Origin of the sequence: Methylocella tundrae, from assembly GCF_901905185.1 — a bacterium.
GTDB lineage: Bacteria > Pseudomonadota > Alphaproteobacteria > Rhizobiales > Beijerinckiaceae > Methylocapsa > Methylocapsa tundrae.
Genome location: NZ_CABFMQ020000084.1, coordinates 17,177 through 42,692, shown reverse-complemented (window position 1 = coordinate 42,692; position 25,516 = coordinate 17,177). Strand labels below are relative to the sequence as shown.

Genomic DNA, 25,516 nt, shown 5'->3' with positions numbered 1-25,516 from the left:
CACAAGGACCCTCCCCATGGACAACGCTCTTCGCCTCAGGGCGGCAATTCTCTCATTGGCTCTTCTTTTGGCGCTCCTTGCCGTCTGGCAGATCGCCACGAGCTCCGGACCGGCCGCGAAGCAGGCGGCGATGACGCTCGCGCAGGCCGAATACGCCGAGCTGATGGGCATGAAATCGGAGGCTGAGAGCGGCGACGCCAAGGTCAACGGCTTTCCAACGCCGGCGCAGTTCTTCGTGGTCGCCGCGGAACAGTTGCGCCATCCGTTCTATGATAATGGGCCTAACGACAAAGGGATCGGGCTGCAACTCGCCTATTCGCTGGGGCGCGTGGCGTTAGGCTATCTGATCGCCGTCCTTGTCGCGATCCCGCTTGGCTTTGCTATCGGCATGTCGCCTCTGATCTATCACGCCTTCGCTCCTTTCATTCAGGTCCTTAAGCCGATATCGCCGCTCGCCTGGATGCCGATCGCGCTCTACACGATCCGTGACTCGTCAATATCCGGTATCTTCGTGATCTTCATATGTTCGATCTGGCCGATACTGATCAACACGGCTTTCGGCGTCGCCGGCGTTCGCAAGGATTGGCTCAACGTCGCAAAGACGCTCGAGGTCGGCCAGTTCCGCAAAGCGTTCCTCGTCATCCTGCCGGCCGCCGCGCCGACTATCATCACCGGCATGCGGATCTCGATGGGCATCGCCTGGCTCGTTATCGTCGCCGGTGAAATGCTGATCGGCGGAACCGGCATCGGCTATTTCGTCTGGAACCAGTGGAACAATCTTTCTATCGCCAATGTGATCTTCGCCGTCCTGCTCATCGGCCTCGTCGGCATGACTCTCGATCTACTCTTTGGCCAACTTCAGAAGGCAGTGACCTATGCGGAATAAGGGGCGAGAAGACGCATACGCCGTGTCTGCCTTCGCGAACAGACCCTTCCTAAAGGTGGATGGCGTCTCGAAGCGATATCGGGCCGATATGCCTCCTGTTTTCGAGAACGTCAGCTTCGCGATCGATCGCGGCGAGTTCGTCTGCGTCATCGGCCACTCCGGCTGTGGCAAAAGCACAATCCTCAATGTGTTGGCCGGTCTTGAAGAGGCGAGCGAAGGCTGCGTCATCATGGACGAAAAGGAGATTACCGGGCCGGGTCTCGATCGTGGCGTCGTATTCCAGAGTCACGCGCTGCTACCCTGGTTGACTGTTGCGGACAATATCGCCTTTGCGGTCCGCTCGCGCCATCCCGATTGGACGCGTGTGCAGATAGGCGCCCATGGCGCGCGCTTCATTGCGATGGTCGGACTGTCTGCGGCCGCCAACAAAAAACCATTTGAGCTTTCCGGCGGCATGAAGCAGCGGGTCGGCATCGCGCGGGCCTTTTCGGTTGAGCCCAAAATGCTGCTGCTTGATGAACCCTTTGGGGCTCTCGATGCGCTGACGCGCGGCGTCATACAGGACGAATTGCTGCGGATCTGCGCCGCTTCGCGCCAGACTGTTTTCATGATTACCCACGACGTCGACGAGGCGATATTATTGGCCGATCGAATCCTGCTCATGAGCAATGGCCCGCACGCCCGGATCGCCGAAATCGTCGTCAACACGATGCCCCGCAACCGGGCTCGGGCGACGATGCATCATGATCCACAATTCTACCGAATCCGAAATCATCTGGTCGATTTCCTCGTCCGCCGCTCGAAGACGATCCAGCAGGAAAACGCCGCCGCGAACGTCGGAAGCGAGCGTACAGGGCCGCTGATCGTGCGCCCCGGCGTTGACGAAGACGGATTTGGGACTCTCGACGGGAGCGCGCTCCCCATCGCCGCCCAATAGACAACGCAACACACTGGAGACTGGATATGATTGCCGATCGCACCGATGTCACGAAGATGATCCTTGCGGCCAAGGTCGAAAGAAAGCTAACCTGGGCGAGCGTCGCCAAGGCAGTAAACCTGAGCAAAGAGTGGACCACGGCGGGATGCCTCGGGCAGATGACATTCTCCAAGGAACAGGCCGAGACAATCGGTAAATTGTTCGGGCTTCCAGACGAAGCCGTCGCGTGGCTACAGATCGCGCCCTACAGAGGATCATTGCCGAGCGCTATCCCGACCGATCCCTTGATCTACCGCTGGTACGAAATCGTCTCCGTCTACGGGACGACGATCAAGGAGCTCATCTCAGAAGAGTTCGGCGACGGCATCATGAGCGCCATCGACTTTTCCATGAACATCGAACGCGAGCCTGATCTCAAAGGCGACCGGGTTCGCGTCGTCCTGTCCGGCAAGTTCCTGCCTTACAACTCTTACTGAGTCACACGCTCCTTCAGCAAACACTTTTCGATGTCGGCGCCGAGGCTCTTTGCGTTCCAGTCCGAACTGGAGACGACAAGGAACTCTTCGGCGCGAGCGAGGAACAATGACGACGGACTGGATTCTCGATCAAGCCTCTCTGCTAATCCTGAACAGCCGGCGGGACAATACGGCGCGGCCTGTGGTTCGGAGCTTTTTCGACGAAGCGACTTTCACCGCAACCCATCTCGTCCTCGATCCCGCCAGCGCCAGGGCCGCCGTCATCGACAGCGTTCTTGATTTCGATCCCGCCTCGGGCACGATTTCCTATCGCTCGGCCGACGCCATCATCGCCTATGTGCGTTCGCAAGGCTTGACGGTTGAATGGCTGCTCGAGACGCACGCGCATGCCGACCACCTTTCCGCCGCGTCTTATCTGCAAAGGCAAATCGGCGGACAAATTGCGATCAGCCGCAACATTCTTCACGTCCAGAATACCTTCGGCAAACTTTTCAACGCGGGAACAGAGTTCGCTAAGGATGGCTCGGAGTTCGACGTTCTGTTCGACGACGGGGACGGTTTCGCGATCGGAGACCTTTCGGCGATTTCGCTTGCGGTTCCAGGTCACACGCCGGCCGATCTCGCTTACGTGGTGGGCGACGCGGTATTTACCGGCGACACTTTGTTCATGCCCGACTACGGAACCGCCCGTGCTGATTTTCCCGGGGGCGACGCACGCGAGCTGTATCGGTCGATCCAGCGATTGCTGAGGCTGCCCGACGAGACAAGGCTTTTTCTCTGCCATGATTACAAAGCGCCGGGACGCGACGCTTTCGTTTTTGAAACCAGCGTCGGGGAGGAGCGCGCCGGCAACATTCATCTTCGCGGCGGAGTTGGCGAGGATGCATTCGTCAAGATGCGTAACGAACGTGACCACACGCTCACCGCGCCTCACCTCATCCTGCCCTCTCTTCAGGTCAATATAAACGGAGGCCGCCTCCCAGAACCGGAGGACAATGGCAAGCGCTACCTCAAGATCCCGCTCAACGGCGATAAAGAGGCCACGATGGCCTCCGGCGTCCGGTCTGCCCCGCGCCAAACTATGGCCCGTGGTAACTGGCACAAAGCGCCTGAGGCGGAGAGATGACGCTCGAACCCGTGCAATATGTCTTCGGCGCTGGGGCCGGAGGCATGGTCGGCTTCGTCCTGGGGCTGGCCGGCGGCGGCGGCTCCATCCTTGCCGTTCCCCTCATGATTTATTTCGTTGGCGTCTCAGATCCACATCTGGCGATCGGAACCAGCGCATTCGCCGTCGCAGTCAATGCCGGGACAAATCTGATCAATCACGCGCGGAGCGGCACCGTCAAATGGCGCTGCGCCGCGCAATATGCGGGCATGGGGGTCGCGGGCGCGCTCGTCGGCTCGACGCTTGGCAAGATAATCGACGGACAGAAGCTTCTCTTCCTCTTCGCCCTGCTCATGATCACCGTCGGCGTCCTCATGCTTCGCAGCCGCCGCGACGTTGGCAATGCCGCTGTCGAATGCGAAGGGCGCAATCTGCCGAAGGTACTTTGTTTTGGCGGCCTCACCGGTTTGCTTTCTGGCTTTTTCGGAATTGGAGGAGGCTTCCTCATCGTGCCCGGCCTCGTGGCTTCAACCGGCATGCCCATTATCAACGCGATCGGATCGTCGCTTGTTGCGATCACCGCCTTTGGCCTGGCGACCGCGCTCAACTACGCGCTGTCCGGCCTGCTCGATTGGCCGCTAGCGCTGGCGTTCTGCGGCGGAGGCGTGTTTGGCGGTTGGATGGGAACACGGTCCGCCTATGCGCTCTCGGCGCGAAAAGGCGCGTTGAATATGGTCTTCGCCGGATTGATCTTCGCGGTCGCAGCCTACATGCTCTGGAAGGGCGCGCATGCCCTATGAATGGGTGGACGCTAGTGCACTGACGCAAGCGGATGGTTCAAGGATTTGGACAAGCTTTTCGAAGATTGGCGATGCTGAGGTAGTCCAGGCGAATGGCTTTGACCTCTTGTTGTGTTGCTTGATGTCGCGACCATTTCCGATTGAAGAAGAACGCGCCGAAGATCGGCTGCTTCCAATCCTTCAATAGAGGACGACGAACCATCAAAGGCTTCGAGGCCATGCTTTGGTTGCGCAAGGGCTTTGGTCTTTCTGGTCAATGGATCGTCTGTCAACAAAACGATCCGCTTGCACGCTGCTTCGGAGCGGACCGACCTCTTTGACGCGGGCCACCACTTATTTGCGATATTCATTCCAGTCGAATTATCATATGAGTTCTCCGTTGCTCGCGTACTTTGTCCAAAATTTTCGGCCGGCGATTGTAGGTCATCCGGCCTCAACGCGCGTTCCGTCGGCGGCCTTAAGGGTTTAGGCCGCGCTGCTCCGCTATCGCTCGGGCGGAAAGCCAGCCTCTTCGAGCGCCGCGAACAGCGCACTCGCGTCAGCCGTGCTTTCGACGCGCACTTCGTGAGTCGATGGATCGGTTTCGATGCGGGCCTTTGGATCGACGTCTTGCAGGGCTTTTGTGACGGACTTGGCGCAGCCGCCACAGGTCATGTTGGGGATGTGGAAGCGAAGCATGGTGGATCTCCTGATTTGTTCTTTCATTTATTAAGGTAGGGTTTGACACCGTGGTAAGGTCAAGAGCCAGATATCGGCTGTCCTTGCTTTCGGCGCCGCCGCCGCGGGGGCGCCCGATGGGCCCATTGTCGAGGCCGCGGGAGAAGCTGATAGACGCCGGCGCCGGCCAAATAGCGGATGAGGATGGCGATCGCCGCGCTCTGACGAGCCGACTGAGCTCAAGATCGGGCGCCGCCAAGCTTGCGCGCGCGCGCCGAGGCAGGCGTGTCAGTCCCGAAGCGGGGCGCCCGATGGCGAGCCCGAGCGGACCTTTCCTCGGCCGCTGCGGCGGTCCGGTCGGCTAGATCTTCAATGATCGGGCAATCGGGTCGGTCATTGCCCCGGCAGTGCGCGACCAGGTGCTCGAGCGTGCGCGACATCGCCTCAAGCTCCGCAATCTTAGCCTTGAGAGCCGCAACGTGCGCTAGCGCCACCGCCTTGACGTCGGCGCTAGCGCGCTCGCGGTCGCGCCACAGCGCCAGCAGTTCGGCAATTTGCTCAACCGAGAAGCCGAGATCGCGCGCGCGATGGACAAAGCGCAGGCTGTGCACGTCCGTCGCACTATAATTGCGGTAACCGGCCTCGGAGCGGACCGCCTTCGGGATCAAGCCAATTTGTTCATAATAGCGGATCATCTTTGTCGAAACGCCGGAGGTCTTGGCCGCTTCGCCGATATTCATCGTCTTTCTCCTTCCAGGCGTCGCGCTGGCGGACCTCCGCAGGCCACGCCACCAAGAGACCTTTCCAGCCAGGCGGGTCAGGCCTTCCTGGCGACAAATCCCACGTCGGCATTGTATAGATAAGCGCCCGAATTGGATGGTAGCCAATCCGGCGTCCTTGATGTTATCGATGGAAACGGCCGAACGTGACATTGGAGTGGTCATTCGGCGGGCGTGAGCTCGACGGGATGACCAACCGCGCCTCCGGGACGCCCCCGCCCATCTGCAGGCGGCTCATCGCGGACTTCGATCGCCATAGGCGCCTGAAAGCGCTTGAGGCGAAGCGCGTTGCCGAGCACGAACACGCTGGACAGCGCCATCGCGGCCGCAGCGACGATTGGCGAAAGCAGCGTGCCGTTCATCGGATAGAGCGCGCCCGCCGCGACCGGGATCAGAACGATGTTGTAGGCGAAGGCCCAGAACAGGTTCTGCTTGATGTTCCTGATCGTCGCCTGGCTGAGCGCGATCGCGTTCGGCACGCCGCGCAGGTCGCCCGACATCAACACGACATCGGCGCTTTCGATCGCCACGTCGGCGCCGGTGCCGATGGCAAGACCGACGTCGGCCTCAGCGAGAGCGGGAGCGTCGTTGATGCCGTCGCCAACGAAAGCGACTCGCGCGCCGTTGCCGCCGAACCTCTTGAGCGCCGCGACCTTGCCATCCGGAAGCACTTCGGCCGCAACTTCGTCGATGCCGAGCTTCTTGGCGATCGCGGCGGCCGTCCCGCCATTGTCGCCAGTGATCATCGCGACCTTGAGGCCGAGGGCATGGAGGGCGCGGATCGCCTCGGGCGTCGTTTTCTTGATCGGATCGGCGACGGCAATCACCGCGGCGATGCGGCCGTCGATCGCGACATAGAGCGGGCTCTTGCTCTCGTCCGCAAGGTGTTTGGCGGCCTTTCTAAGGTTGCCGACGTCATGCCCGAGCCGGCTCATGTAACGATCGGCGCCGATCTCGACGGGCCGGCCGGCGACAAGAGCCGACACGCCGAAGCCGGGAACAGCCTCGAATGAATCGACGGGCGACAGCGCGACGCCGTCCCTCTTAGCCGCCTCGACGATCGCCTCCGCGATCGGGTGCTCAGAGCGGGTCTCGACTGACGCCACCAGCCCGAGGATCTCGTCGCGCGAGAAACCCGCCGTGGGTACAAGATCGGTGAGTTCGGGGCGACCCTTGGTCAGCGTGCCTGTCTTGTCGAATGCGATCACCGTCACGTCGCGAAGCGCCTGCAAGGCCTCTCCCTTGCGGAAGAGCACGCCAAGCTCGGCGGCGCGGCCGGTGCCGACCATGATCGAGGTCGGCGTTGCAAGGCCCATGGCGCATGGGCAGGCGATGATCAGAACCGCGACCGCATTGACGAGGGCGAAGGTGAGCGTCGGCGTGGGGCCGAGCGCCAGCCAGATCAGAAAGGTGAGGGCGGCCGCCGCCATCACCCCCGGCACGAACCACATGGTCACCTTATCGACGAGCCCCTGGATCGGGAGCTTGGAGCCTTGCGCCGCCTCGACCATGCGGACGATCTGCGCCAGCACCGTGTCGGCGCCGACCTTGGTGGCGCGGAAACTAAAAGCGCCGGTCTTGTTGATGGTCCCGCCGACAACCCCGGCGCCGACTCCTTTTGACGCGGGCGCGGACTCGCCCGTGATCATCGATTCATCGACGTAGGAACTGCCCTCGATGACCTCGCCATCCACCGGGACTTTCTCCCCGGGGCGCACGAGGACAGTGTCGCCGACCTCCACCTGGCCGAGGGGGATCTCGACCGTGTCGCCGTCGCGCTGGACCCGCGCCGTCTTGGGCTGAAGACCCATCAGCCGCTTGATCGCCTCTGACGTCCGGCCCTTGGCGCGCGCCTCGAGCATGCGACCGAGCAGGATCAAAGTTACGATGACGGCGGCGGCCTCGTAGTAGACATTCGCCGTGCCCGCGGGCAGCGCGCGCGGCAGGAATGTGGCCACGACCGAGTAGCCGTAGGCGGCGCTCGTTCCGACGGAGACCAGCGAATTCATGTCGGGTGCGCCGCGCAGGATGGCCGGCACGCCCTTGCGAAAAAAGCGCAGACCGGGCCCGAAAAGAACGAGCGTTGCGAGCGCGAATTGCAGATACCAGTTCGTCCGTTCGCCGATGGTCCCGATCACCCAATGATGGACCCCCGGAATAAGATGCGACCCCATTTCGATGACGAAGATTGGCAGGGTGAGTGCGGCGGCAATCAGCAGCGAGCGTTGCAAAGCCCGCCCTTCATGCTCGCGCCGTTCAGCCTCACGGTCGCCGGACGCGCCTGCCTCGCTCGAAAGTCTCCGCGCGACATATCCTGTCCGGTCGACCGCAGCTTCAAGGTCGACGATCGATACGGCGCCGGCGAGGTGACGTATCAAGGCGCGCTCGGTCGCCAGATTGACGCTCACTCCGGTCACGCCTGGAATGCGCGCGAGCGCCTTCTCGACCCGGCCGACGCAAGAGGCGCAGGTCATGCCCTCGATCGCCAGCTCCATCGTCTCTTCGCGAACGGCATAGCCGGCGTTTTCAATCGCTCGAACGACGGCTGTCGGATCGGGAGCGCCGGCGAAGGTGATATCGCCGCGTTCGGTGGCAAGATTGACGTTGGCTTCGAGCACGCCGGGAACCGCCTTGAGCGCCCGCTCGACGCGGCCGACGCAAGAGGCGCAGGTCATGCCCTCGATCGGCAGGCTCAGGCGAGCGGCGGCCGGGGGCGATGGATCGGTGTTCTGTCGCGGGGCAACGGAAGTCACTGAATCACTCCTTGTTTGTTTGGTCGCACAGGAGATGGGGCTTCCAACGATGGTAAGGTCAAGCGCTCGCGCGACGTCAAGCGCGCGAACCGCCAAACGCTCCGGCATCATCATTGTGTTGGCTTACCTCAGCAAGCGCCCTGCAGCGATTAGCGTTGCTTCCTGATATTTCAGTTCGGATAACTTGATAGATTGCAATCTATTTATTCGTGAGCTATCTATATGAATGCAGATAGCCCCGGAAAGCGTTCCAGGGTCAGCAGCAGGACGCGTAATTCATTGTCGAAGGACCTGTCTCAGCTACGCCAGGCTTACACCCACGCGCTCCTTCTCGCGGGTCGCCATTGGAGACGAGCGGCCGATGCTGTGGTCAAGCAATACGGGCTCTCGGACGCGACGGCTCACCCTTTGGTGCTGATAGCCCGTCTTGACGACGAGCCACGCCAAAACGCGCTCGCCGAGGCGATGGGCGTTGAAGGACCGACCCTGGTCCGCCTTCTTGACCAATTGTGTTCGGCGGACCTCATTATCCGTCGCGAAGATCCTATGGACCGGCGCGCCAAGGTGCTCAGCCTCACCGCATCCGGGCAGGCGGTTGTCGCAAAGATCGAAGCTGAGCTCTCGACGCTGCGCGAGACGGTCTTTGCTAATGTGAGCGCCGCGGACCTAAAGGCGAGCCTGCGCGTTTTCCAAGCGCTGCAAGATTTGACGCGGACGATTGACGAGGCGGCAAATGATGCAGGCGGCCCCTAACCGAAACGGGCGGGCGCGATGACTATTCCCGGGTGGCGCGACTGGGCCTTCGCGATCAAAACATTAGGCGCGGCGTTGCTGGCCCTGTTCCTTGCGATGTGGATCGACCTGCCGCGCCCGTACTGGGCTGTCGGCACCGTCTACATCACGAGTCAGGTGCTCGCTGGCGCAACCCGCTCGAAGGCGGTCTACCGAGTGTGCGGTACGTTACTCGGAGCAGTCGTCACCGTGATCCTGGTGCCGAACCTGGTCAACGCGCCGGAACTACTCACCCTTGCTATCGCGCTTTGGGTGAGCGTCTGCCTGTATTTCTCACTCCTCGACCGCACGCCTCGCAGCTACCTCTTGATGCTCGCCGGCTACACCGCCGCTCTGATCGGTTTCCCGGCCGTTGACAGTCCTGGCGCGATTTTCGATACCGCCGTCGCACGAGCCGAAGAGATTACGCTCGGCATTCTCTGCGCAAGCCTTGTCTCGGCGGTCGTGCTGCCGCAGTCGGCCGCGTCGGCGATCGCGCGCCGGCTCGAACTCTGGCTGCGCTACGCCAGAGCCTGGGTTATCGATGTTTTCAGCCGATTTCGCATGGCGAGAGATACGCAATCGAATCGATTGCTTCTGGCCGCCGAGGCGGTGGCGTTCGAAGCCCTCGCCACGCCGCTCCGCTACGACATGTCGGGAGCGGAGCGTTCGGCGGACGCGATGGCCACGCTGCGCCAGCACATGCTGATGTTCCTGCCCATCGTGTCCTCGATTTCCGACCGGATCGAGACGTTGGAAAGAGCGGGGATGCTTCCCTCTGCGATTCAGTCGCTCCTCTCCGACATGTCCGATTGGCTCGCGTCCGGCGGCGTTGAACCGGCTGTGGCGAAGAAGTTGCGTGACAGAGCAAGCGCAGCCGACCCGGACTTCGGTCCCGAAACGGGTTGGGGCGATCTTATACTTGCGAGCCTGATCGCTCGCATGCGGGATTTCATCGATCTGCGTCAGGACACACGGGTGCTGCAGCGGCACATCGAGGACGGATCCTTGCAGCGCGAACAGCTGGTCTTCCGTTACACCGCCACGGCGCGAACCATACGCCACCGCGACCATGGAATGGCGCTCCTTTCCGCGATCGGCGCGTTCATCGCGATCCTGGCGACGTGTCTGATCTGGATCGCGACGGGCTGGCCAGACGGCTCCGCGGCGCCTATGATGGCGGCGGTCGGCTGCTGCTTCTTCGCCGCTCAGGACGATCCCGCGCCTCACATCATCTCCTTCGCCAACTCGGCCATTCTCGGGGCTATCGGGGCAGGCGCTTATCTGTTCGCGATCCTGCCTCTTGCAACGAGCTTCGAGATGCTCGCCCTCGCTCTCGCGCCGGGCCTTCTTATCTGCGGAGTCTTTATGACGCAGCTGCGGACGGCGCCTCTCGCCATGGGCGCAGCTGTCAACGGCGCGACCATGATAGCGATCCAGAACGGCTATAAGGGCGACTTCGCGCCCTTCATCAACTCAGCCGTGGCGGTCATTGCCGGGGTCTGGGCCGCAGCTGTCGTGACGCGGCTCGTACGTTCGGTCGGCGGCGCCTGGAGCGCGCGCCGTCTGCGGCGCATCAATCGCCAAAGCCTCGTCAGAGAGGCCAGCGAGCATGGGTCGCAGCATGGTCTCGAACTCGCCGCCTTGATGCTGGACCGCGTTGGCCTGATCGCGCCCCGCCTTGCCGCCTTGCCCCCCGACGACGCCGAATGGACCGCCGATCTGCTCGCCGAGGTGCGGATCGGCATCAATCTCGTCGAGCTACGGCGGGTCCGAGCCAGCCTATCGAGCGACGCCAGGTCCAAAATCGAACACATCCTCGACGTCCTTGCCCGGCACTTCCGCACAGACGCCAACGAGGCGCCAAAGGATCTCCTCGCCGTCGTCGACGCAGGGCTAGATGCAGCCGCAGCGGAGGGAAAGCGCGCCGAGAATCGCAGTGCTCTGCTTGGATTGATTGGGCTGCGCCGCGCCCTGTTTCCGAACGCGCCGCCTTACCATTCCACCGCGTCGAAGACAGTCCGACCGGAGTTCGCGGCATGATGGGCGAAATCGACATCTACGGCGTCTTCGTGCCGAGCCTCTTCATCTGGATGGTGGCGGGCTTCTTTCTCAGCCTGACGGTTCGTCGGATCCTGAGCTGGTGCGGGCTCTACCGCTTCATTTGGCGCCGGCCCCTGTTTGACCTCGCGCTCTACGTCGTTCTCCTCGGGGTCGTTGTCTCCACCACTACCAGGCTCTTCTCATGAACCGGCTGCTCACTCTCACCTTTCGCCTCATGTTCACCCTGGGGATGCTGTCCCTCGCCATCATCGTCGGATGGGGTTTGTGGGATTACTACATGGAGGCGCCCTGGACGCGGGACGGCCGCGTGCGCGTGGACGTGGTCGCCGTCGCCCCGGACGTCTCCGGGCTCGTGAAGGATGTTCTCGTTGCGGACAACCAAGACGTCCGGCGCGGCGACGTGCTCTTTCGCATCGACCCTGAACGCTTCAGTCTCGCCTTGCGTCAGGCGGAGGCGGTGGTCACTGGCAAGCAGGCGGCCGACGAGCAGGCGGCTGCCGACTACCAGCGCTACTCCAAGCTCAGCGACGCCGCCGTCACGCAGCAGAAACTCGAATTGGCGCGCGCGACCGCCCTCGAGGCCAAGGCCGCCTACGAGCAGGCCATGGCGGATCGTGATGTCGCCAGGCTCAATCTCGCGCGATCCGAGGTGCGCGCCTCCGTCAACGGCCGGATCACGAACATGGATCTGCGGCCGGGCGCTTATGTCTCTGTCGGCCATGGCGTCATGGCATTGATCGACAGCGACACCCTGCGGGTCGAGGGTTATTTTGAGGAGACCAAGCTGCCGCGCATTCATATCGGAGATCAGGCCACGATACGCCTGATGGGTGAACCCGCCCCACTCTCAGGGCGGGTCGAAAGCATCGCGGGCGGCATCGAGGACCGGGAAAGAAGCGCCGGAGCAAATCTTCTCGCCAACGTCAACCCGACCTTTTCCTGGGTTCGGCTTGCGCAGCGCGTCCCTGTGCGCATCGCCCTGGATCAGGTTCCAGACGGCGTGCGGCTCATAGCCGGCCGCACGACCACTGTGTCGATCGACTCGCATGACGACGCCCCGCAGCCTTTTCCGTTGAAACTGTGGCGGACAATGACGGCGAAGTTCTCTGGACAGGCCGGATGAAGCCTTTTGCCCTCGCTGGGCTTCTCGGGCGCTCTCCGATCGAATGGAGTCATTCGATCGGGCAGAGGTCCAGTTTCATACGAGCTTAGTTTTGTCGATCAGGTCGAACTGATTCATCGGAATATGATCGAGCGCCAAGGATATCGTAAAACACGCTGCGCAGGCTGCGCTCGCGCCGATCGTCGAACGGGAGAAGTCCGAGCAGGTGTGGCGGAGCGTGTCGCAATCTTCGTAGCAAGTCGCCATAAGGGTTTGCAGAGAGTGCGTTTCAGGTTTCGTTAACCATTTTAAGTCCGAAACAGCGCGCGAGCAGGCCATTCTGTTCGCAGACGGTCCATTCGCCGGTAAAGCCGAAGCCCTTGCGCAGCCAGAGCATGGCTTCGAAGCCTTTGATGGTCCGCCGCCGCTCCGAGGCCTAATATTGCTGCGCCGCGTACAGTCGCGCCATTGGGTGTATACCTGTCGGCAAATCGTCAGAAGCAGGATCGCCGCAGCCGACCACCCGACGAGTTCCGTCATAAAGCGCTCCGCAAGCGCGGCGCGGCGCTGACATTGGCCGCTGACGCGTGCTTGCGGCAATGTTCGAGGTAGCCGCGCTCATGGCTCACAAGCAGGTCGACAACGCTCGACCAGAGCCATGACGGCGCTTCGAGCGTTTTCGAACGGCTCCTACTCAATTCCATTCGCCAACCTGTCCGCGTCCCTTCGTCCATTTGGCGCGCATGCGCCTTTCCGACCACGGCGGCGAGGAAGCGCGCGGCTTTCCCGGCCTCGTCGTGAGACATCGCGCTGATCTCGATCTTGAGGTCTTGCGGCAGGAGTTCGCGGATGAAGACGGGGCGATCGAGCAAATGGTCGGCCCGCATGCGCTCGCCGAGGAAAGGCGATAAACGACGCGCTCCTTCGACGACCCGCCGCGCGTCGTCGGACGGCATCTCGACTGCGGCGCAGCGGGGCGCCGCCGCCTTCGCGGCCTCTTTGACGTCTATCAGGCACATGTCCATATCGGCGAAGGACGGCCCTCCGACGCCAAGAAGGGCGCAATAACGCAACAACCCGAGAGAGCTGCATCCTTTCATCCAAAAGGCGGCGTCGAGCAGCTGGACGGCCGCGTCATCGGCGCGCGATCGTAGCATCGTCGCAAGCTGATGAACTTGCTCGGTTTCGAAGAGTAGGACTATATCCTGTTTCTCCGCGTCGGAAATCGGCCAGAACCGTTTGCCGAGCGGGATGATGGGATCAGTGTCCTCGATGCGTTCACGCGCGAGATGCTTCCATGACCGCTTTGCGGCCTGCTTCATCGCGAAATGAACCGTTTGCGGGATGTCGGCTGCCACCTTCCCATCCGGCGCGTCGAAGGCTTGCTCGTAGCCTTCGATCATCTGCTCCAGCATTTGGGCCGTGGCGACGCCCGGCAAATCGGAACCGCGCGCCGCCGAGGCCAGCGATAGGCCAAGCCGAACGAGGTCATGCGCCGGATTGCCGATCACCGTCTGGTCGAGATCACGAATTTCGATTTCGATCCGCCCTTCGGCGTCCGCGATGGGACCGATATTGCCAACGTGACAATCGCCACAAATCCAAATGGGCGGCCCTTCCGGCAACACGCCGACGTCGAGCGCGTCGAGCCATTCGTAAAATTGGAGTGTATTGCCGCGTACATAAGCGTGCGCGGATCGGGCCATTTTGAGATTACGCGCGCCGATCAAAATAGGTTCGCGCTCGTCGACCGCGGGATATTGGAAATGCTTCGATTTCATGAGGCGTCCTGTCGGCTCGGGCTGCGACCCCTAACGCCCAAACTTAGGTTGGCCTCTTACGGTTGCAATGAGCCGCGTGCATTCGACGAAAGCGGCAAAAACTCTGGGGTGACGGGGAAAAGGAAACCTTAACCAAGCACGTTTCATGAAGATCGCCGACTTGAGGAGGCGGCGATGGAATGGACGGTGACGATCCAGGTTCGAGCGGCTATGGCGAACCGCAATCTACGGCAACGGCTCCAGCACAAGCCCGACCTGCCGGCGCTGCCCCTCCACCCGATCTTCCAACCAACCCCGCCTTTTCTCAGTGCCGCTTGAACACCAGAGTTTTTGCCGCTCTCGCGCGGCGCCCGACTTTTTTGGCTGCATGGCGCGCGGCGGACGAATCGTTGCTGGAACAAAAGCCCAACCGACGCGCCATGGGCGGCACGGGGACCTTGACTTGTTATGCAATCCTAGATTTTGAACAGTGACATAAGTGGCGGCCGAAGGAATGACCAAAAATGGCGGCGCGAGCGCAGTGCATGGCAGCGTTGGTGACTTGTTAACCCGCATTCACCGGATAGCTCATTGATTTCTGGCGTCAGGGCCGCGATTCATCTATTATAATCAGAATGTTAGTGTGATTTGACGGCGGCTGTGATGACGGACCCGGCGGGTGAATCGAGCGAGCGCGTTCTCATGCTCAATTTCGGGCGCCAGCTGACGCTGCAATTTCGCGGTTCGGTCGTGACCTCCGATGCTGGTCTGCTCGCATACCGCGAACTCGACGACGCACTCGGGCTCAGCGCCATGGCGGGGCGGGAGGCGCGCCGACGCCCGCACCGGCAAGAACAGCCGGCACGCGCTCGTGGGGATGTTGCGGTAGGCCGTGTTCGGGCGACTGGCTGGATACGAGGATGCGAACGACGCAGGACGGCTTCGGCATGATCCGGCGATGCGCTGGATCGTCGGCGGCAAAACGGCCTCCCGATGCGCCGCGTCGGCGAGCCAAATGGGACGTTTCGAGACGCTATGGCTGACGGATGAAAAGAACCTCGGCGTGCTCGCCGATCTTTCGGGCCAATGGATCGACCGCGTTCATGGCCGTCGTTCGCCGAAAGGCGTCGTGCTGGATATGGAGTCGAGCGTCAGCCCGGCGGATTCAATCGATCGTCGCAACGCCCGCTTGGGAGATTGCGATGGCTGCATTGGAAAAGACGTTCAGATCGAGCTGATCGAGCGAACGACGCGCTTCACGATTTTGTTGCATCTGCCGCGCATGGAAGGTCACGGCGACATCGCCCGTGTGAAGAACGGCCCCGCACTGGCCGGCCATAGCGCAGAGGCCGTTAGGGACGCCATCGCCGCTACAATCACCCGGCTGCCTGAGCAATTGCGGCGCTTGCTGACCTCGGACCAGGGCGCCTCAATCAAGCGATCCCGGCCGCGTGCAATCCACCGGACCAGGGTCGACAGCCCGATTCCAAGATCGTGCGCAACTTCTCGCTGCGTCCGCCCGCTCGTACGAACCAGGCGAACCGCCTCCTCCTCAAATTCCCGCGTAAAACGCTTTTGCTCCGGCATCGAACTCTGCCGCGCGTCGGGCTTCCATGCGGCAGGATGAGCCGGTTCGACACGTGCCGGCCGGCTTGGTCGACCAGCAGGACGGCGCGATTGCCCGGTGCAATTTCCGTGGCGATCTCGGCGGGGCGGAGGTCAGCGAAGGTTTGTGATTGTTTGTACGCTTCCGTAATGGCCCGCTTGGCGTCAAGTCCCTCGTATCAACTTCTCTCATTTGTAGCGGTTTGGAGGACTTCCTTGGCGGCTTCCCGCCCGATTTCTGGGTCTCCGACCGCTACGGCGGCCAAATGGGCTGGGCGGCAGTCGACAATCAGGTCCGCCTCACTCATCTCATCCGCGCCGCGCAATATGTCGACGCCGGTGACGACATTTTCGCGCCCGAGCTTCGGCATCTGCTCGGCCGCGCCTGCCGGATCGGGCGGCGACAAAGCCTTGCTGACACGACCCTGAAAATCTACGCCGCACGGCTCAATACCCGCCTCGACGGACTCATGCGTCTTTCACCGGCCTGCGAGACTGGCGTCAACCTCCACCGCATGATCAAGAAGAGAACGAGGTAACATCTCCTCGTCTTCGTAAGCACCACGACATTCCCGCGACGAACAACGGCTCCGAGCGCGCATTTCGTCACTGCGCCGGTTCCGAACAATCACCAACGGATTCCACACCGAGTAGGGAGTCACACTTCATGCCGACATCCGCTCTATCGGCTCCCTCGAAGCAATCCGTCTCACCCTCGCCGGAACGCCCCTCGCGTATGCAAAATGATGAAGCACCGTGAGCAAATGCTATTCAGTGAATTGCCAGACAGCGCTGTCGGATCTCATTTGGAAGCGTCGATCTTTCCTACATGATAAGCTTCATGCAATCTGCATGCGCCCAAAAGAACGAAAGATCCACAATTCTCACGCCAAAGCGCCTAGGAACAGACGTACAGTCGAAGCTTACCACGATTGCTCAGAAATCGTATGAGACGCAATAGTGGGCGTGAATTTACAATGCTGACGACTTCCGACGCGGCTCAAGGGCTATTGCATCAGCGCGATAAGCCCTTTGAGCAGCGCGGTCGGGGTCGGCGGGCAGCCCGGAATATAGAGGTCGACCGGAACCAGCGCGGAAACGCCGCCGGCGCAGGCGTAGCCGCCGGAAAAGACGCCGCCATCTAGCGCGCAGCAGCCCGCCGCGACGACCCATTTTGGCGCCGGTGTCGCCTGATAGGTGCGCAGCAGCGCCTCGTTCATGTTCTTCGCCACGGGGCCGGTAATGAGCAGAACATCGGCATGACGCGGCGAGGCGACGAAGCGGAGGCCGAAGCGCTCCAGATCGTAGAAGGCGTTGGAGAGCGCGTTGATCTCGAGTTCGCAGCCGTTGCACGATCCGGCGTCGATCTCGCGAATGGAGAGGCTTCGTCCCAGGCGGGCGCGGGCGGCGTGATCGACCTGCGCCGCGTAGGCCGCCAGTTCGACGTCCTCAGGGCCGGGCGCGGCTTCGGTCAGCGGCCCTTTGAGAATGCTCTCGAAAAGAATCTTGCGCATGCGCGTGCGGCCTAAAGGTCAGCCCCGGAGTAGGAGCAGTTGAAGGATTTGTTGCAGACCGGAAAGTCGGCGACGATATTGCCCTCGATGACCGCTTCCAGAAGGGGCCACTGAAACCAGGACGGATCGCGCAGGTGGCAGCGCTCGATGCGCCCCTCCGCGTCGATGCGGACGATTGCGAGAATGTCGCCGCGAAACCCCTCGACGAGCGCGACGCCTTCGCCGCGCCGGCCCGCCGTCACGGGCGCGCGCAGCGGGCCGGGCGCGCGCAGCAGGCGATCGAGGATCTGTTCGACCAGCGAGAGGCTCTGTTCGACTTCGTGGATGCGGATCCACACCCGCGCATTGACGTCGCCATCCTCCCGGACGGGAACGGTGAAGCTCAGCGCGTCATAGGGCGGATAGGGGAGATCGCGCCGCGCATCGAAATTGCGGCCCGAAGCGCGGCCGACATAGCCGCCGCAGCCATATTGACGGGCGAGTGCGAGCTGAAGGAAGCCGGCGCCCACGGTCCGGTCCTGAAGCGAAGCGGTGTCGTCGTAAAGCTCGACGAGCGCCGGAAAGGCGCGACGCGCGGCGCCGATGAGGTCGCGGATCAACGCCGCCCCCTTGGCAGAAAGATCGGCGTCGACGCCGCCCGGCACGATGCAATCCATCATCAGCCGATGGCCGAAACAGGCCGCCGCCGTGCGCAGGACGCGCTCGCGCAGGACGCCGCAATGGGCGAGCATCAGCGCGAAGGCGACGTCGTTGCAGATCGCGCCGATGTCGCCGAAATGGTTGGCGAGGCGTTCGAGTTCGGCCATCAGCGCGCGCAGCCAGACGGCGCGGACGGGGACGTCGATTTCCAGCGCCGCCTCGACCGCCCGCGAGAATGCCAGAGAATAGGCGACCGTGCTGTCGCCCGATGTCCGCGCGGCGAGCTTCGCCGCTTGTTCGATGGAGGCGCCTGTCGTCAGGCCGTCGACGCCCTTATGCGCATAGCCAAGGCGCTCTTCGAGCCGCACGACGGCCTCGCCGTTGGCGGTGAAGCGGAAATGGCCCGGCTCGATGATGCCGGCATGGACGGGACCGACCGGAATCTGATCGAGGCTCGCCCCCTCGACAGGCAGGAACGGATAGGGCTCCGGCGCGACGGTGGGGCTGGGATGGGCGGAAAGGGGATGGCGCACGCCCCAGCGGCCGTGATCGAGCCAGGGGCGCTGGTCGGGAAGCCCCCTCGGTTCGAGGCCGTAGAGATCGTGGATTGCCCGCTCGAGCCGGATGGCTGGCGGATGATTGAGGCCGATGGACGGAAAATAGCCCTTTGGGCACGGGCGCGTGACGACGGCGAACTGATGCGCGGCTTCATCAAGCAGGGCCATGTGGACCGCGTCCTTGTCGCCCCAGAGCCCCGACAGCGTCCATTGCCCTGCGGCGACCCGCTCCGCCATCGAATGCCAGAGATCGGAGCCGCCGGCATGGCGCGGCCATGGCCTGTGGTTCTCGACGGCCAGCGCGCTGGCGAAGGTCTCGGCGAGCGTCGGCATCGTTGCGTCTCCTATCCGAGTATGCCGGCGACGTGCTGGAACCAGGCGACGAGAGGCCCCGGCAGATAGACGCCCGCCATCAGGACAAGGGCGAAATGCGCGATCATCGGCAGGTAGGACGCCTGCTCCGGGACGCCGGGGCCGGCGGGCGTGCCGAAGGCCATTCCCTGCAGGCGCAGCAGCAGGGCGCCGAAGGCGAGCAGCAGGCCGCCGACGAGGGGAATGGCGAGCAGCGGCTCGCGCGCGAAAGTCGAGCTGACGATCAGAAATTCGCTCATGAAGACGCCGAAGGGCGGCATGCCGGCGATGGCGATGACGCCGATGACGAGGCTCCAACCGAGTTCGGGATGCGATGTCGTGAGGCCGCGAATGTCGGCGATCCGCTGGGTGCCGGTGACCTGCGCGATATGGCCGACGGCGAAGAAGATCGCCGACTTGGTCAGGCTGTGCATCGTCATGTGGAGGAGGCCGGCGAAATTGGCGAGCGGGCCGCCAATGCCGAAAGCGAAGACGATGATGCCCATATGCTCGATCGAGGAATAGGCGAACATGCGTTTGACGTCGCTGCGCCGGTACAGCATGAATCCCGCGAAGACGAGCGACAGAAGGCCGAGCGTCGCCATCAGCGGGCCCGGCGAGATGGCGCCGGGATTGGCTGCGAGCAGCAGCTTGAAGCGCAGCACCGCGTAGAGGGCGACATTGAGCAACAGGCCCGAGAGTACGGCCGAGATCGGCGTCGGGCCCTCCGCATGGGCGTCCGGCAGCCAGGCGTGCAGCGGGACGAGGCCGACCTTGGTGCCATAGCCGAGCATGAGGAAAATGAAGGCGACGTTGAGCAGCGCCGGATCGAAGGCCGGCACGCGCGCGATTAGCACGGTCCAGACCATGCCGTCGAGGCCCTCGCCGACGGCCGGACGGGCGGCCATATAGACGAGGATGGTGCCAAACAGCGCCAGTGCGATGCCGACGCTGCCGAGGATAAAATATTTCCAGGCGGCCTCGATCGCTTCGGGGGTGCGGTATATGCCGACCATGAGCACCGTGGTCAGCGTCGCCATCTCGATCGCCACCCACATCACGCCGATATTGTTCGTCACCAGCGCGAGATTCATCGAAAACATCAGCGCCTGATACATGGCGTGATAGAAGCGCAGATGCGCCGCGCTGAGCCGGCCCGTCTCGATCTCATGGGCGATGTAGCTGGCGCTGAACACGCTGGTGGTGAAGCCGACGAATGTATTCAGCACGATGAAGACGATGTTGAGATCGTCGACCAGAATGTAATGGCTCGGCGCGGGCTTTGCGACGAAAAGCGACAGCGCCGCGAGGAAAGTCAGGAGCGTGGCGAACATGTTGATCCGCGCCGCCAGCCGAAAGCCGGGAAGCAGACCGAGCAACACGGCGCTGACCGCCGGAATGGCGAGGATGACGGTCACGCCATTGAGTGGAAGCCCCATCATCGCCGTCCCTCGCGCAAGCGGTCGAGCGCTTCGGCGTCGACGGTGTCGAAGCGTTCGCGGATGCGGAACAAAAGTGTGCCGATGACTATGAAGGCGATGAGAACGGAAAAGGCGACGCTGATCTCGACGACCAGCGGCATTCCTTTGGCTCCCGTGGCGGCGAGGATTAGGCCGTTTTCAAGCGACATGAAGCCGACGATCTGGCTGACCGCATTATTGCGCGTCACCATCATCAGAAGGCCGAGCAGGATGACCGAGAGGGAGAAGGCGAGATCCTCGCGCGCCAGCGGGAAAGCGTCGGCGGTGACCCGCAGCATGACGACCATGGAGAGCGCGACGAGCGCCATGCCGGCGAGCATGATGGGACCGGCGGAGACGACGTTTTCGACGTCGCGGTGAATGCCAAGACGTATGATGATCCGATGCAGCGCCACAGGTATGACGATCGCCTTGAAGATCAGCGCGATCGCCGCGGTGACGTAAAGATGCGGCGCGTCCTGGACAAAGGCCTGCCACGACACCGACAGGGCGAGCACGACGGCCTGCAGGGTGAAGACGTTGAGAAGCGCGAAAAGGCGATCCTGATAGAGCAACATGAAGCTCGTTAGCACAAGTCCGCCGGCGAAAAGGTGAGCGACGTCGAATTCGATATGGCCCATCTTTAAAGACTCCGCGAGACGAAGAGCAGAAGCGTTCCTAGCAGGCCAAGCATCAAGGCGGCGCCGAGGAAGTCAGAAACGCGGAAGACGCGCATTTTCGCGATCGCCGTCTCGAACAGGGCGAGCAGGACGCAGCCGACCGCAAGCTTGCCGACATAGGCGCCGACGCCGACGAACTGCGCGGCGGCGCTGGAGCCCGGCGGCGCCTGCCCCCACGGAACGAACATGCAGATAATGAGCGACATGTAGAGGAGAAGCTTCAACGACGACGCGAGCTCGATGACGGCGAGGTGCCGTCCGGAATATTCGAGCAGCATGGCTTCATGCACCATGGTCAGCTCAAGATGCGTCGCCGGGTTGTCGATCGGAATGCGCGCGTTTTCGGCGATGGCGACCATCACCAGCGCGACCGCCGCGAGACCGAGCGAAACGCGCAGGCCAACCGCCGGGGACTGCATGAAGCCGGCGACGATGGAGAGCTGTGTCGAGCCCGCGAGGAGGGCGAGCGTGAACACAATCATGATCATGGCAGGCTCGGCGAGGGTCGCGATCATCATCTCCCGGCTCGAGCCGATGCCGCCGAAACTGGTGCCCGCGTCCATCGCCGCGAGCGCCAGAAAGAAGCGCGCGCTGCCAAGCAGCGCCGTCACCGCGATGAGGTCGGCCGACCAGCTGAACATGAGGCCCGCGGCGAATGTCGGCACGAGCGAGGCCGCGACCCAGGTCGTGGCGAAGATCAGATAAGGGATGGTGCGGAACAGCCAGGAGGCGCTTTCGGCGAGGACGACCTCCTTGCGCGAAAGGCGCAGGAGGTCGCGGTAGGGCTGCAGCAGCGAGGGACCGCGCCGGCGCAGGAGGCGCGCCTTCGCCTTGCGCACGAAGCCGATGAGCAGGGGCGCCAGCGCGAGCACCAGCAGCATCTGCGCGTTCTGGATGGCGATGTCGATGATTACGGCCATACGGCGAGCGCCAGCAGGAGAAGCACGAGGGCGAAAAAGACGAGGCTGAGATAGACCCGGATGGTGAGGAACTGCAGGCGGTTCAGGCGCTCCGCCGCGAAGGAGACGGCGCGCGTGATCGGAGTGTAGATGAGCTCCCAGGCGAGATCATGCAGCTCAAGCCTGAAATGCGCCGGGCGCATGTCTCCGGGCGCCGGCATGTCGATGTGCTCGCTCGCCCGGAAGACGACGGAGCCGAAGACGCGGCGGGTCGGCTGCGCGAAACTGCCCGCCGAATATTGCGTCATTGGGCTCGCGTCCGGATAGCCGCAGTCCCAGGCAGGCGCGCGGCGCACGGCCTTGGAGGCGAAGCGATGGATGGCGTAGGCGGCGAGCGCCGCCGACGCCGCGATGAAGATGAAGACGAGAAGGCCGTTATAGGAGCTGCGGCTTTCCGCGACCGGCACGATCGAGAGCCATTGCAGGCTGGATTGCGCCGGCATTCGCGCGCCGGCCAGCGCGTCGACGACCGGGGCGACGCCGTCGATCACAAACCCCGGCAGGATTCCGGCGAGGACGCAAAGGGCCGCGAGCGCGGCCATGGCGCCGAGCGACCAGCGATCGGTTTCAATGGCGGTCTCCGCCGGCCCCGAGCGCGGCCGGCCGAGGAAGACGATGCCGAAGACGCGAATGAAGCAGGCCGCCGCCAGCGCCGCCGACAGAGCGAGCAGGGCGCCGACCGCCGGCACCAGCAGCTTCAAACCCCATTCCGGCAATTGTGGGCTGAGCAGAATGGCCTGAAACACCAGCCATTCGGAGGCGAAGCCATTGAGCGGCGGCAGCGCCGAAATGGCGGCGCAGGCAATCAGGAACAGGAAGCTCGTAACCGGCATCCTGTGGATAAGGCCGCCGAGGCGATCCATCTGGCGCTCGCCGGTCGCGGTCAGCACGGCGCCGGCGCCGAAAAACAGCACGCTCTTGAACAGTGCGTGGTTGAAGACATGGAACAGCGCCGCCGTCAGCGCGAGGGCGGCGGCGGCGTGAAAGGCGTTGGCCTCGAAGGCTATGGCGAGGCCGAGAGCGACGAAAATGACGCCGATATTCTCGATCGTGCTATAGGCGAGGACGCGCTTCAGATCGGTCTGGATCAGCGCATAGAGGATGCCGAGCGCCGCCGTCCCGCCGCCGATGGCGAGGACCGGCAGGCCCCACCACCAGGACGCCGGCCCGAGCAGATCGAAAACGATCCGGATGAAGGCGTAGACTGCGACTTTGGTCATGACGCCGCTCATCAGCGCGGAAACATGGCTCGGCGCCGCCGGATGAGCGAGCGGCAGCCAGACATGGAGCGGCGCGAGCCCGGCCTTGGATCCGGCGCCGAGCAGGACGAGGCCAAGGACGAGCGCGGTTCGCAGCGTCGACCCTGTATGGGCGCGGATCGCCGCAAAGGCGTATCCGCCGTCGGCGCCGGCCAGCAGGCCGAAGGCGAGAAGGAGGGCTAGCGCGCCAAAGCTCGCCATGAGGATATAGACGTAGCCCGCGCGCGCATTCTCGGGATCGCGGGAATGCGCCATCACGAGCGCCCAGGACGCCAGCGACATGAACTCCCAGGCGAGCAGGAAGCTGAAGGCGTCGTCGGTCAGCAGAACAAGGTTCATGCCGGCGAGAAAGGCCGGGAAAAACGGCAGTACGCGCTGCGGTTCGCGCTCATGCCGGCCATAGCCGACGCCATAGAGGGAGGCCGCGGCGCCGCCCATGTTGATGACGGCGAGGAAGAAGGCGGAGAGTGCGTCGATGCGGAAATGCGCGCCGAGCCAGGGCAGCCCCAAAGGCAGGACGACGTCGAGAGCGGGCGCGCTGGAAAGAAGGCGGATAAGGGCGTTGGCGAGCCCGGCCAGCGAGATCGCGAGGCACGCGCCATAAATGATCGGCGCGGCGCTTTTCCAGCGGCAGATTGGGATGGCGAGGACGGCGGCGGCGAAAAAGGCGCCGACGCAAATGAGCCCGACCACGGGCGAAAGTGCGGCCATGAGCGGCATAGAGTTACCTTTCCCGCGCGCGGGAGACGGCCATTTGCCGCGGCTCAGGGGAATAGGTTTGCGTACCGGTCGCGGCGTCCTTACGGGCGGAGGCTTTGAGCCGTGCGCCTCGTCCCCCGCCTGGGCTAGTGGCGCCGTCGCCGATCAGCTCGATTCCCGCCGCGTCTAGAGCCCCAACCAATTTCATTAAGGAATCGACATTGCCCCGGATCATCCCTTCGCTGGCCTCCATTCGTTGGATCGTCGGGACTGACAGGTCCGACAGCTCGGCCAGGCGGCGCTGGTCGATCCCAAGAAGCGCGCGGGCGGCTCGCAACTGTGCCGCTGTGAGCATGATTTGTCCTTCGCGAGCCCATCTTAACTATCCATTGTGAAGCTTATCAAATGTAAATTGCCGCTTCAAGAACGCTTTTCGATATCTGTGATATCAATTATACAGATGCCGGGAGGCTGACATAATGTTTCGCATAACTGCGGGCGAAGCACCCGAGCCAGCGGCATCTGGGTGGGCGACCTTAGCGGGCTCGAAGAGCCGTGCTCCCGCACAAGATCAAATCGGCTGCCGGCCCTCGGTGTGCGTTCATTTATGAATATGGGCGCCCCCGCCCATGCCATATTCACCGCCGAAGGTGGCCGACGTTCATGCGTAATCAGAAAATCAAATGATCACGATCAAGAGATTCGCCAACAGGCGCGCCTCTACAATAGAAGCGCGAGCGCATATGTGACGCGCCGAGACTCGCCGGAATGGCCAAGAAAGGCAAAAATTTCGTCGTCTCCGACGCCAAGAGCGGCGAGGACATCACCCGGTCGGTCCTAACCCAGATTATTTTCGAAGAGGAAAGGAAGTGTGGCCAGAGCCTTCTGTCCATCGCCCTTTTGCGGGCGCTCATCCGCTTTTATAGCGAAAGCATACAGATGCTGGTGCCGAGCTATCTCGAATTCTCGATCAACAGGCTGACGAGCGAGCAGGGCAAGTTCCGCGACAATGTCGCCAGCGGCGGTTTTGGCTCGCAGGAGATTGTGTCGAGTTTAGGCTCCCTTAGGGAAACGGCCCCCAAGAACATGGCTGTGTTCATGCAGGCGCTCGCCGTGTTCAGCCCCTTCGTGGCGCCGCTCGCGTGCTCGGCCGAGGCGCCGCCCAAAGCCGAGCCAGCGCCACCGGCGAAAAGCGGCATTGAGGGCATCGCCTCGAAAGAATGACGATTTGGAGAGGCGTCAAATGCGAAAGAGCATGCTCTCCCGCCAACAGGGCTGACCATCCTCGCGTTTCAACGCGCAGGTAGAAAAAATCGGCATAGACGCAGCCCATCAGCGATTGAACGGTCTGACCATCCGACGCACGCCATCACCAAAACCGGTAACCTCCATGCTTGAGTCCAAGCGGAGCCTTTGGGCAACTCAATGGTATCGCCGCGCCAGTACAGGACGAGAGACCGTCTCAAGGCAAGCGCCGCAGCTCCCAAAACACGAAAAGAAAATTCCGCCACTTGGCCCACCGTCCGCAACGCGGGACACATCATCCACCCGGGTCAATTCGACGTGAAAATTAACAGTCTGGACCACGCCTTGCCATAGTGACGCCCGCTTTTCCGTGCTAAATGCCAACCTATGAAAGGTGAGATGTGAACCGTCCGACCGTTTGCTTTGCGCTTTGGTTCGTCGCCGTACTTGCGGCCGCG

22 protein-coding genes and 5 pseudogenes are annotated in these 25,516 nt (G+C 62.7%); 14 read left to right on the top strand and 13 right to left on the bottom strand.

From position 1 onward, the window contains the following. The first annotated feature begins 16 nt into the window (after window positions 1-16). From ntrB to MPC4_RS11845, 6 genes and pseudogenes are all read left to right on the top strand, one after another. Window positions 17-886, top strand: a complete 870-nt coding sequence (gene ntrB / locus MPC4_RS11870) for a nitrate ABC transporter permease (RefSeq protein ID WP_174512690.1) — start codon at window positions 17-19, stop codon at window positions 884-886. 88 nt (window positions 887-974) lie between these two features. Next, window positions 975-1,823 (top strand): ABC transporter ATP-binding protein, encoded by an 849-nt coding sequence (locus MPC4_RS11865; RefSeq protein WP_244628976.1) that lies wholly within the window; start codon window positions 975-977, stop codon window positions 1,821-1,823. Between the two features lie 26 nt (window positions 1,824-1,849). After that, entirely contained in the window at window positions 1,850-2,299 is a 450-nt protein-coding gene (gene cynS / locus MPC4_RS11860) for a cyanase (protein ID WP_174512688.1), read from the top strand. A 106-nt stretch (window positions 2,300-2,405) separates the two neighbouring features. Continuing rightward, window positions 2,406-3,425, top strand: a complete 1,020-nt coding sequence (locus tag MPC4_RS11855; protein WP_174512687.1) for an MBL fold metallo-hydrolase — start codon at window positions 2,406-2,408, stop codon at window positions 3,423-3,425. Beyond that, window positions 3,422-4,204 carry a sulfite exporter TauE/SafE family protein gene (locus tag MPC4_RS11850; protein WP_174512686.1) on the top strand — a complete coding sequence of 261 codons (783 nt, stop codon included), beginning with the start codon at window positions 3,422-3,424 and terminating at the stop codon, window positions 4,202-4,204. Before MPC4_RS11855 ends, MPC4_RS11850 begins: the two co-directional genes overlap by 4 nt. A gap of 128 nt (window positions 4,205-4,332) precedes the next feature. After that, a pseudogene (locus MPC4_RS11845) lies at window positions 4,333-4,524 on the top strand (DDE-type integrase/transposase/recombinase); the annotation flags it as partial. A gap of 163 nt (window positions 4,525-4,687) precedes the next feature. On the opposite strand, the gene MPC4_RS11840 reads toward MPC4_RS11845, so the two are convergent. The 3 genes from MPC4_RS11840 to MPC4_RS11830 all read right to left on the bottom strand — a co-directional run bounded on the left by MPC4_RS11840 (window position 4,688) and on the right by MPC4_RS11830 (window position 8,336). Then, a complete protein-coding gene (locus MPC4_RS11840) occupies window positions 4,688-4,882 on the bottom strand; it encodes a heavy-metal-associated domain-containing protein (protein WP_174512685.1) in 195 nt (64 codons plus the stop codon). 218 nt (window positions 4,883-5,100) lie between these two features. Further along, a complete protein-coding gene (gene cueR / locus MPC4_RS11835) occupies window positions 5,101-5,601 on the bottom strand; it encodes a Cu(I)-responsive transcriptional regulator (protein WP_174512705.1) in 501 nt (166 codons plus the stop codon). A gap of 200 nt (window positions 5,602-5,801) precedes the next feature. Further along, the gene (locus tag MPC4_RS11830) at window positions 5,802-8,336 is read right to left on the bottom strand and encodes a heavy metal translocating P-type ATPase (RefSeq protein ID WP_280514795.1); all 2,535 of its coding nucleotides are present in this window, start codon (window positions 8,334-8,336) and stop codon (window positions 5,802-5,804) included. A gap of 423 nt (window positions 8,337-8,759) precedes the next feature. Here MPC4_RS11830 and MPC4_RS11825 point away from each other — a divergent pair, with 423 nt between their 5' ends. From MPC4_RS11825 to MPC4_RS11810, 4 genes are read left to right on the top strand one after another with little or no spacing between them, the layout of a single operon-like run. Next, complete coding sequence (locus tag MPC4_RS11825; protein WP_342343631.1) at window positions 8,760-9,146, top strand: MarR family winged helix-turn-helix transcriptional regulator; 387 nt, start codon at window positions 8,760-8,762, stop codon at window positions 9,144-9,146. An 18-nt stretch (window positions 9,147-9,164) separates the two neighbouring features. After that, window positions 9,165-11,207, top strand: coding sequence for an FUSC family protein (locus MPC4_RS11820; RefSeq protein WP_174512683.1), 2,043 nt, complete (start codon window positions 9,165-9,167; stop codon window positions 11,205-11,207). After that, complete coding sequence (locus tag MPC4_RS11815) at window positions 11,204-11,413, top strand: DUF1656 domain-containing protein (protein ID WP_174512682.1); 210 nt, start codon at window positions 11,204-11,206, stop codon at window positions 11,411-11,413. The genes MPC4_RS11820 and MPC4_RS11815 overlap by 4 nt, the downstream gene beginning before the upstream one ends. After that, window positions 11,410-12,351: an efflux RND transporter periplasmic adaptor subunit gene (locus MPC4_RS11810; RefSeq protein WP_174512681.1), complete on the top strand. Its 942-nt coding sequence runs from the start codon at window positions 11,410-11,412 to the stop codon at window positions 12,349-12,351. The genes MPC4_RS11815 and MPC4_RS11810 overlap by 4 nt, the downstream gene beginning before the upstream one ends. A gap of 268 nt (window positions 12,352-12,619) precedes the next feature. On the opposite strand, the pseudogene MPC4_RS11805 reads toward MPC4_RS11810, so the two are convergent. Together MPC4_RS11805 and MPC4_RS11800 are read right to left on the bottom strand one after the other, a co-directional pair. Next, a pseudogene (locus MPC4_RS11805) lies at window positions 12,620-12,754 on the bottom strand (IS6 family transposase); the annotation flags it as partial. Between the two features lie 112 nt (window positions 12,755-12,866). Beyond that, on the bottom strand, window positions 12,867-14,111 hold the full coding sequence (locus MPC4_RS11800) for a DUF2252 family protein (protein WP_174512680.1): 1,245 nt from the start codon (window positions 14,109-14,111) through the stop codon (window positions 12,867-12,869). Window positions 14,112-14,753: 642 nt separating this feature from the next. On the opposite strand from MPC4_RS11800, the pseudogene MPC4_RS21260 reads away from it, so the two are divergent. Together MPC4_RS21260 and MPC4_RS21255 are read left to right on the top strand one after the other, a co-directional pair. Further along, window positions 14,754-15,249: pseudogene (locus tag MPC4_RS21260) on the top strand (transposase); the annotation flags it as partial. A gap of 75 nt (window positions 15,250-15,324) precedes the next feature. After that, a pseudogene (locus MPC4_RS21255) lies at window positions 15,325-15,525 on the top strand (IS30 family transposase); the annotation flags it as partial. Here MPC4_RS21255 and MPC4_RS21250 read toward each other — a convergent pair. Then, a pseudogene (locus MPC4_RS21250) lies at window positions 15,513-15,677 on the bottom strand (transposase); the annotation flags it as partial. The pseudogenes MPC4_RS21255 and MPC4_RS21250 sit on opposite strands and share 13 nt — an antisense overlap. Before the next feature lie 284 nt (window positions 15,678-15,961). On the opposite strand from MPC4_RS21250, the gene MPC4_RS11785 reads away from it, so the two are divergent. Beyond that, entirely contained in the window at window positions 15,962-16,234 is a 273-nt protein-coding gene (locus tag MPC4_RS11785) for a hypothetical protein (RefSeq protein WP_174512679.1), read from the top strand. Window positions 16,235-16,702: 468 nt separating this feature from the next. On the opposite strand, the gene MPC4_RS11780 is transcribed toward MPC4_RS11785, so the two are convergent. Genes MPC4_RS11780 through MPC4_RS11750 form a run of 7 tightly spaced genes read right to left on the bottom strand, consistent with a single transcriptional unit; the run spans window position 16,703 to window position 24,168 of the window. Then, the gene (locus tag MPC4_RS11780; RefSeq protein ID WP_174512678.1) at window positions 16,703-17,209 is read right to left on the bottom strand and encodes an NADH-quinone oxidoreductase subunit B family protein; all 507 of its coding nucleotides are present in this window, start codon (window positions 17,207-17,209) and stop codon (window positions 16,703-16,705) included. 11 nt (window positions 17,210-17,220) lie between these two features. Beyond that, window positions 17,221-18,738, bottom strand: coding sequence for a hydrogenase large subunit (locus MPC4_RS11775; RefSeq protein ID WP_174512677.1), 1,518 nt, complete (start codon window positions 18,736-18,738; stop codon window positions 17,221-17,223). A gap of 11 nt (window positions 18,739-18,749) precedes the next feature. Next, window positions 18,750-20,198, bottom strand: a complete 1,449-nt coding sequence (locus tag MPC4_RS11770; protein WP_174512676.1) for a hydrogenase 4 subunit F — start codon at window positions 20,196-20,198, stop codon at window positions 18,750-18,752. Further along, entirely contained in the window at window positions 20,195-20,857 is a 663-nt protein-coding gene (locus MPC4_RS11765; RefSeq protein WP_174512675.1) for a hydrogenase-4 component E, read from the bottom strand. Before MPC4_RS11765 ends, MPC4_RS11770 begins: the two co-directional genes overlap by 4 nt. A 2-nt stretch (window positions 20,858-20,859) precedes the next feature. Further along, entirely contained in the window at window positions 20,860-21,816 is a 957-nt protein-coding gene (locus MPC4_RS11760; protein ID WP_174512674.1) for a respiratory chain complex I subunit 1 family protein, read from the bottom strand. Further along, entirely contained in the window at window positions 21,807-23,834 is a 2,028-nt protein-coding gene (gene hyfB / locus MPC4_RS11755; RefSeq protein WP_425312460.1) for a hydrogenase 4 subunit B, read from the bottom strand. The genes MPC4_RS11760 and hyfB overlap by 10 nt, the downstream gene beginning before the upstream one ends. Window positions 23,835-23,838: 4 nt before the next feature. Next, window positions 23,839-24,168, bottom strand: coding sequence for a helix-turn-helix domain-containing protein (locus MPC4_RS11750; protein ID WP_174512673.1), 330 nt, complete (start codon window positions 24,166-24,168; stop codon window positions 23,839-23,841). Between the two features lie 413 nt (window positions 24,169-24,581). Between MPC4_RS11750 and MPC4_RS11745 the strand changes: the two genes are divergently transcribed. Then, the gene (locus MPC4_RS11745) at window positions 24,582-25,037 is read left to right on the top strand and encodes a PHB accumulation regulatory domain-containing protein (RefSeq protein WP_244628975.1); all 456 of its coding nucleotides are present in this window, start codon (window positions 24,582-24,584) and stop codon (window positions 25,035-25,037) included. Window positions 25,038-25,516: the final 479 nt, after the last annotated feature.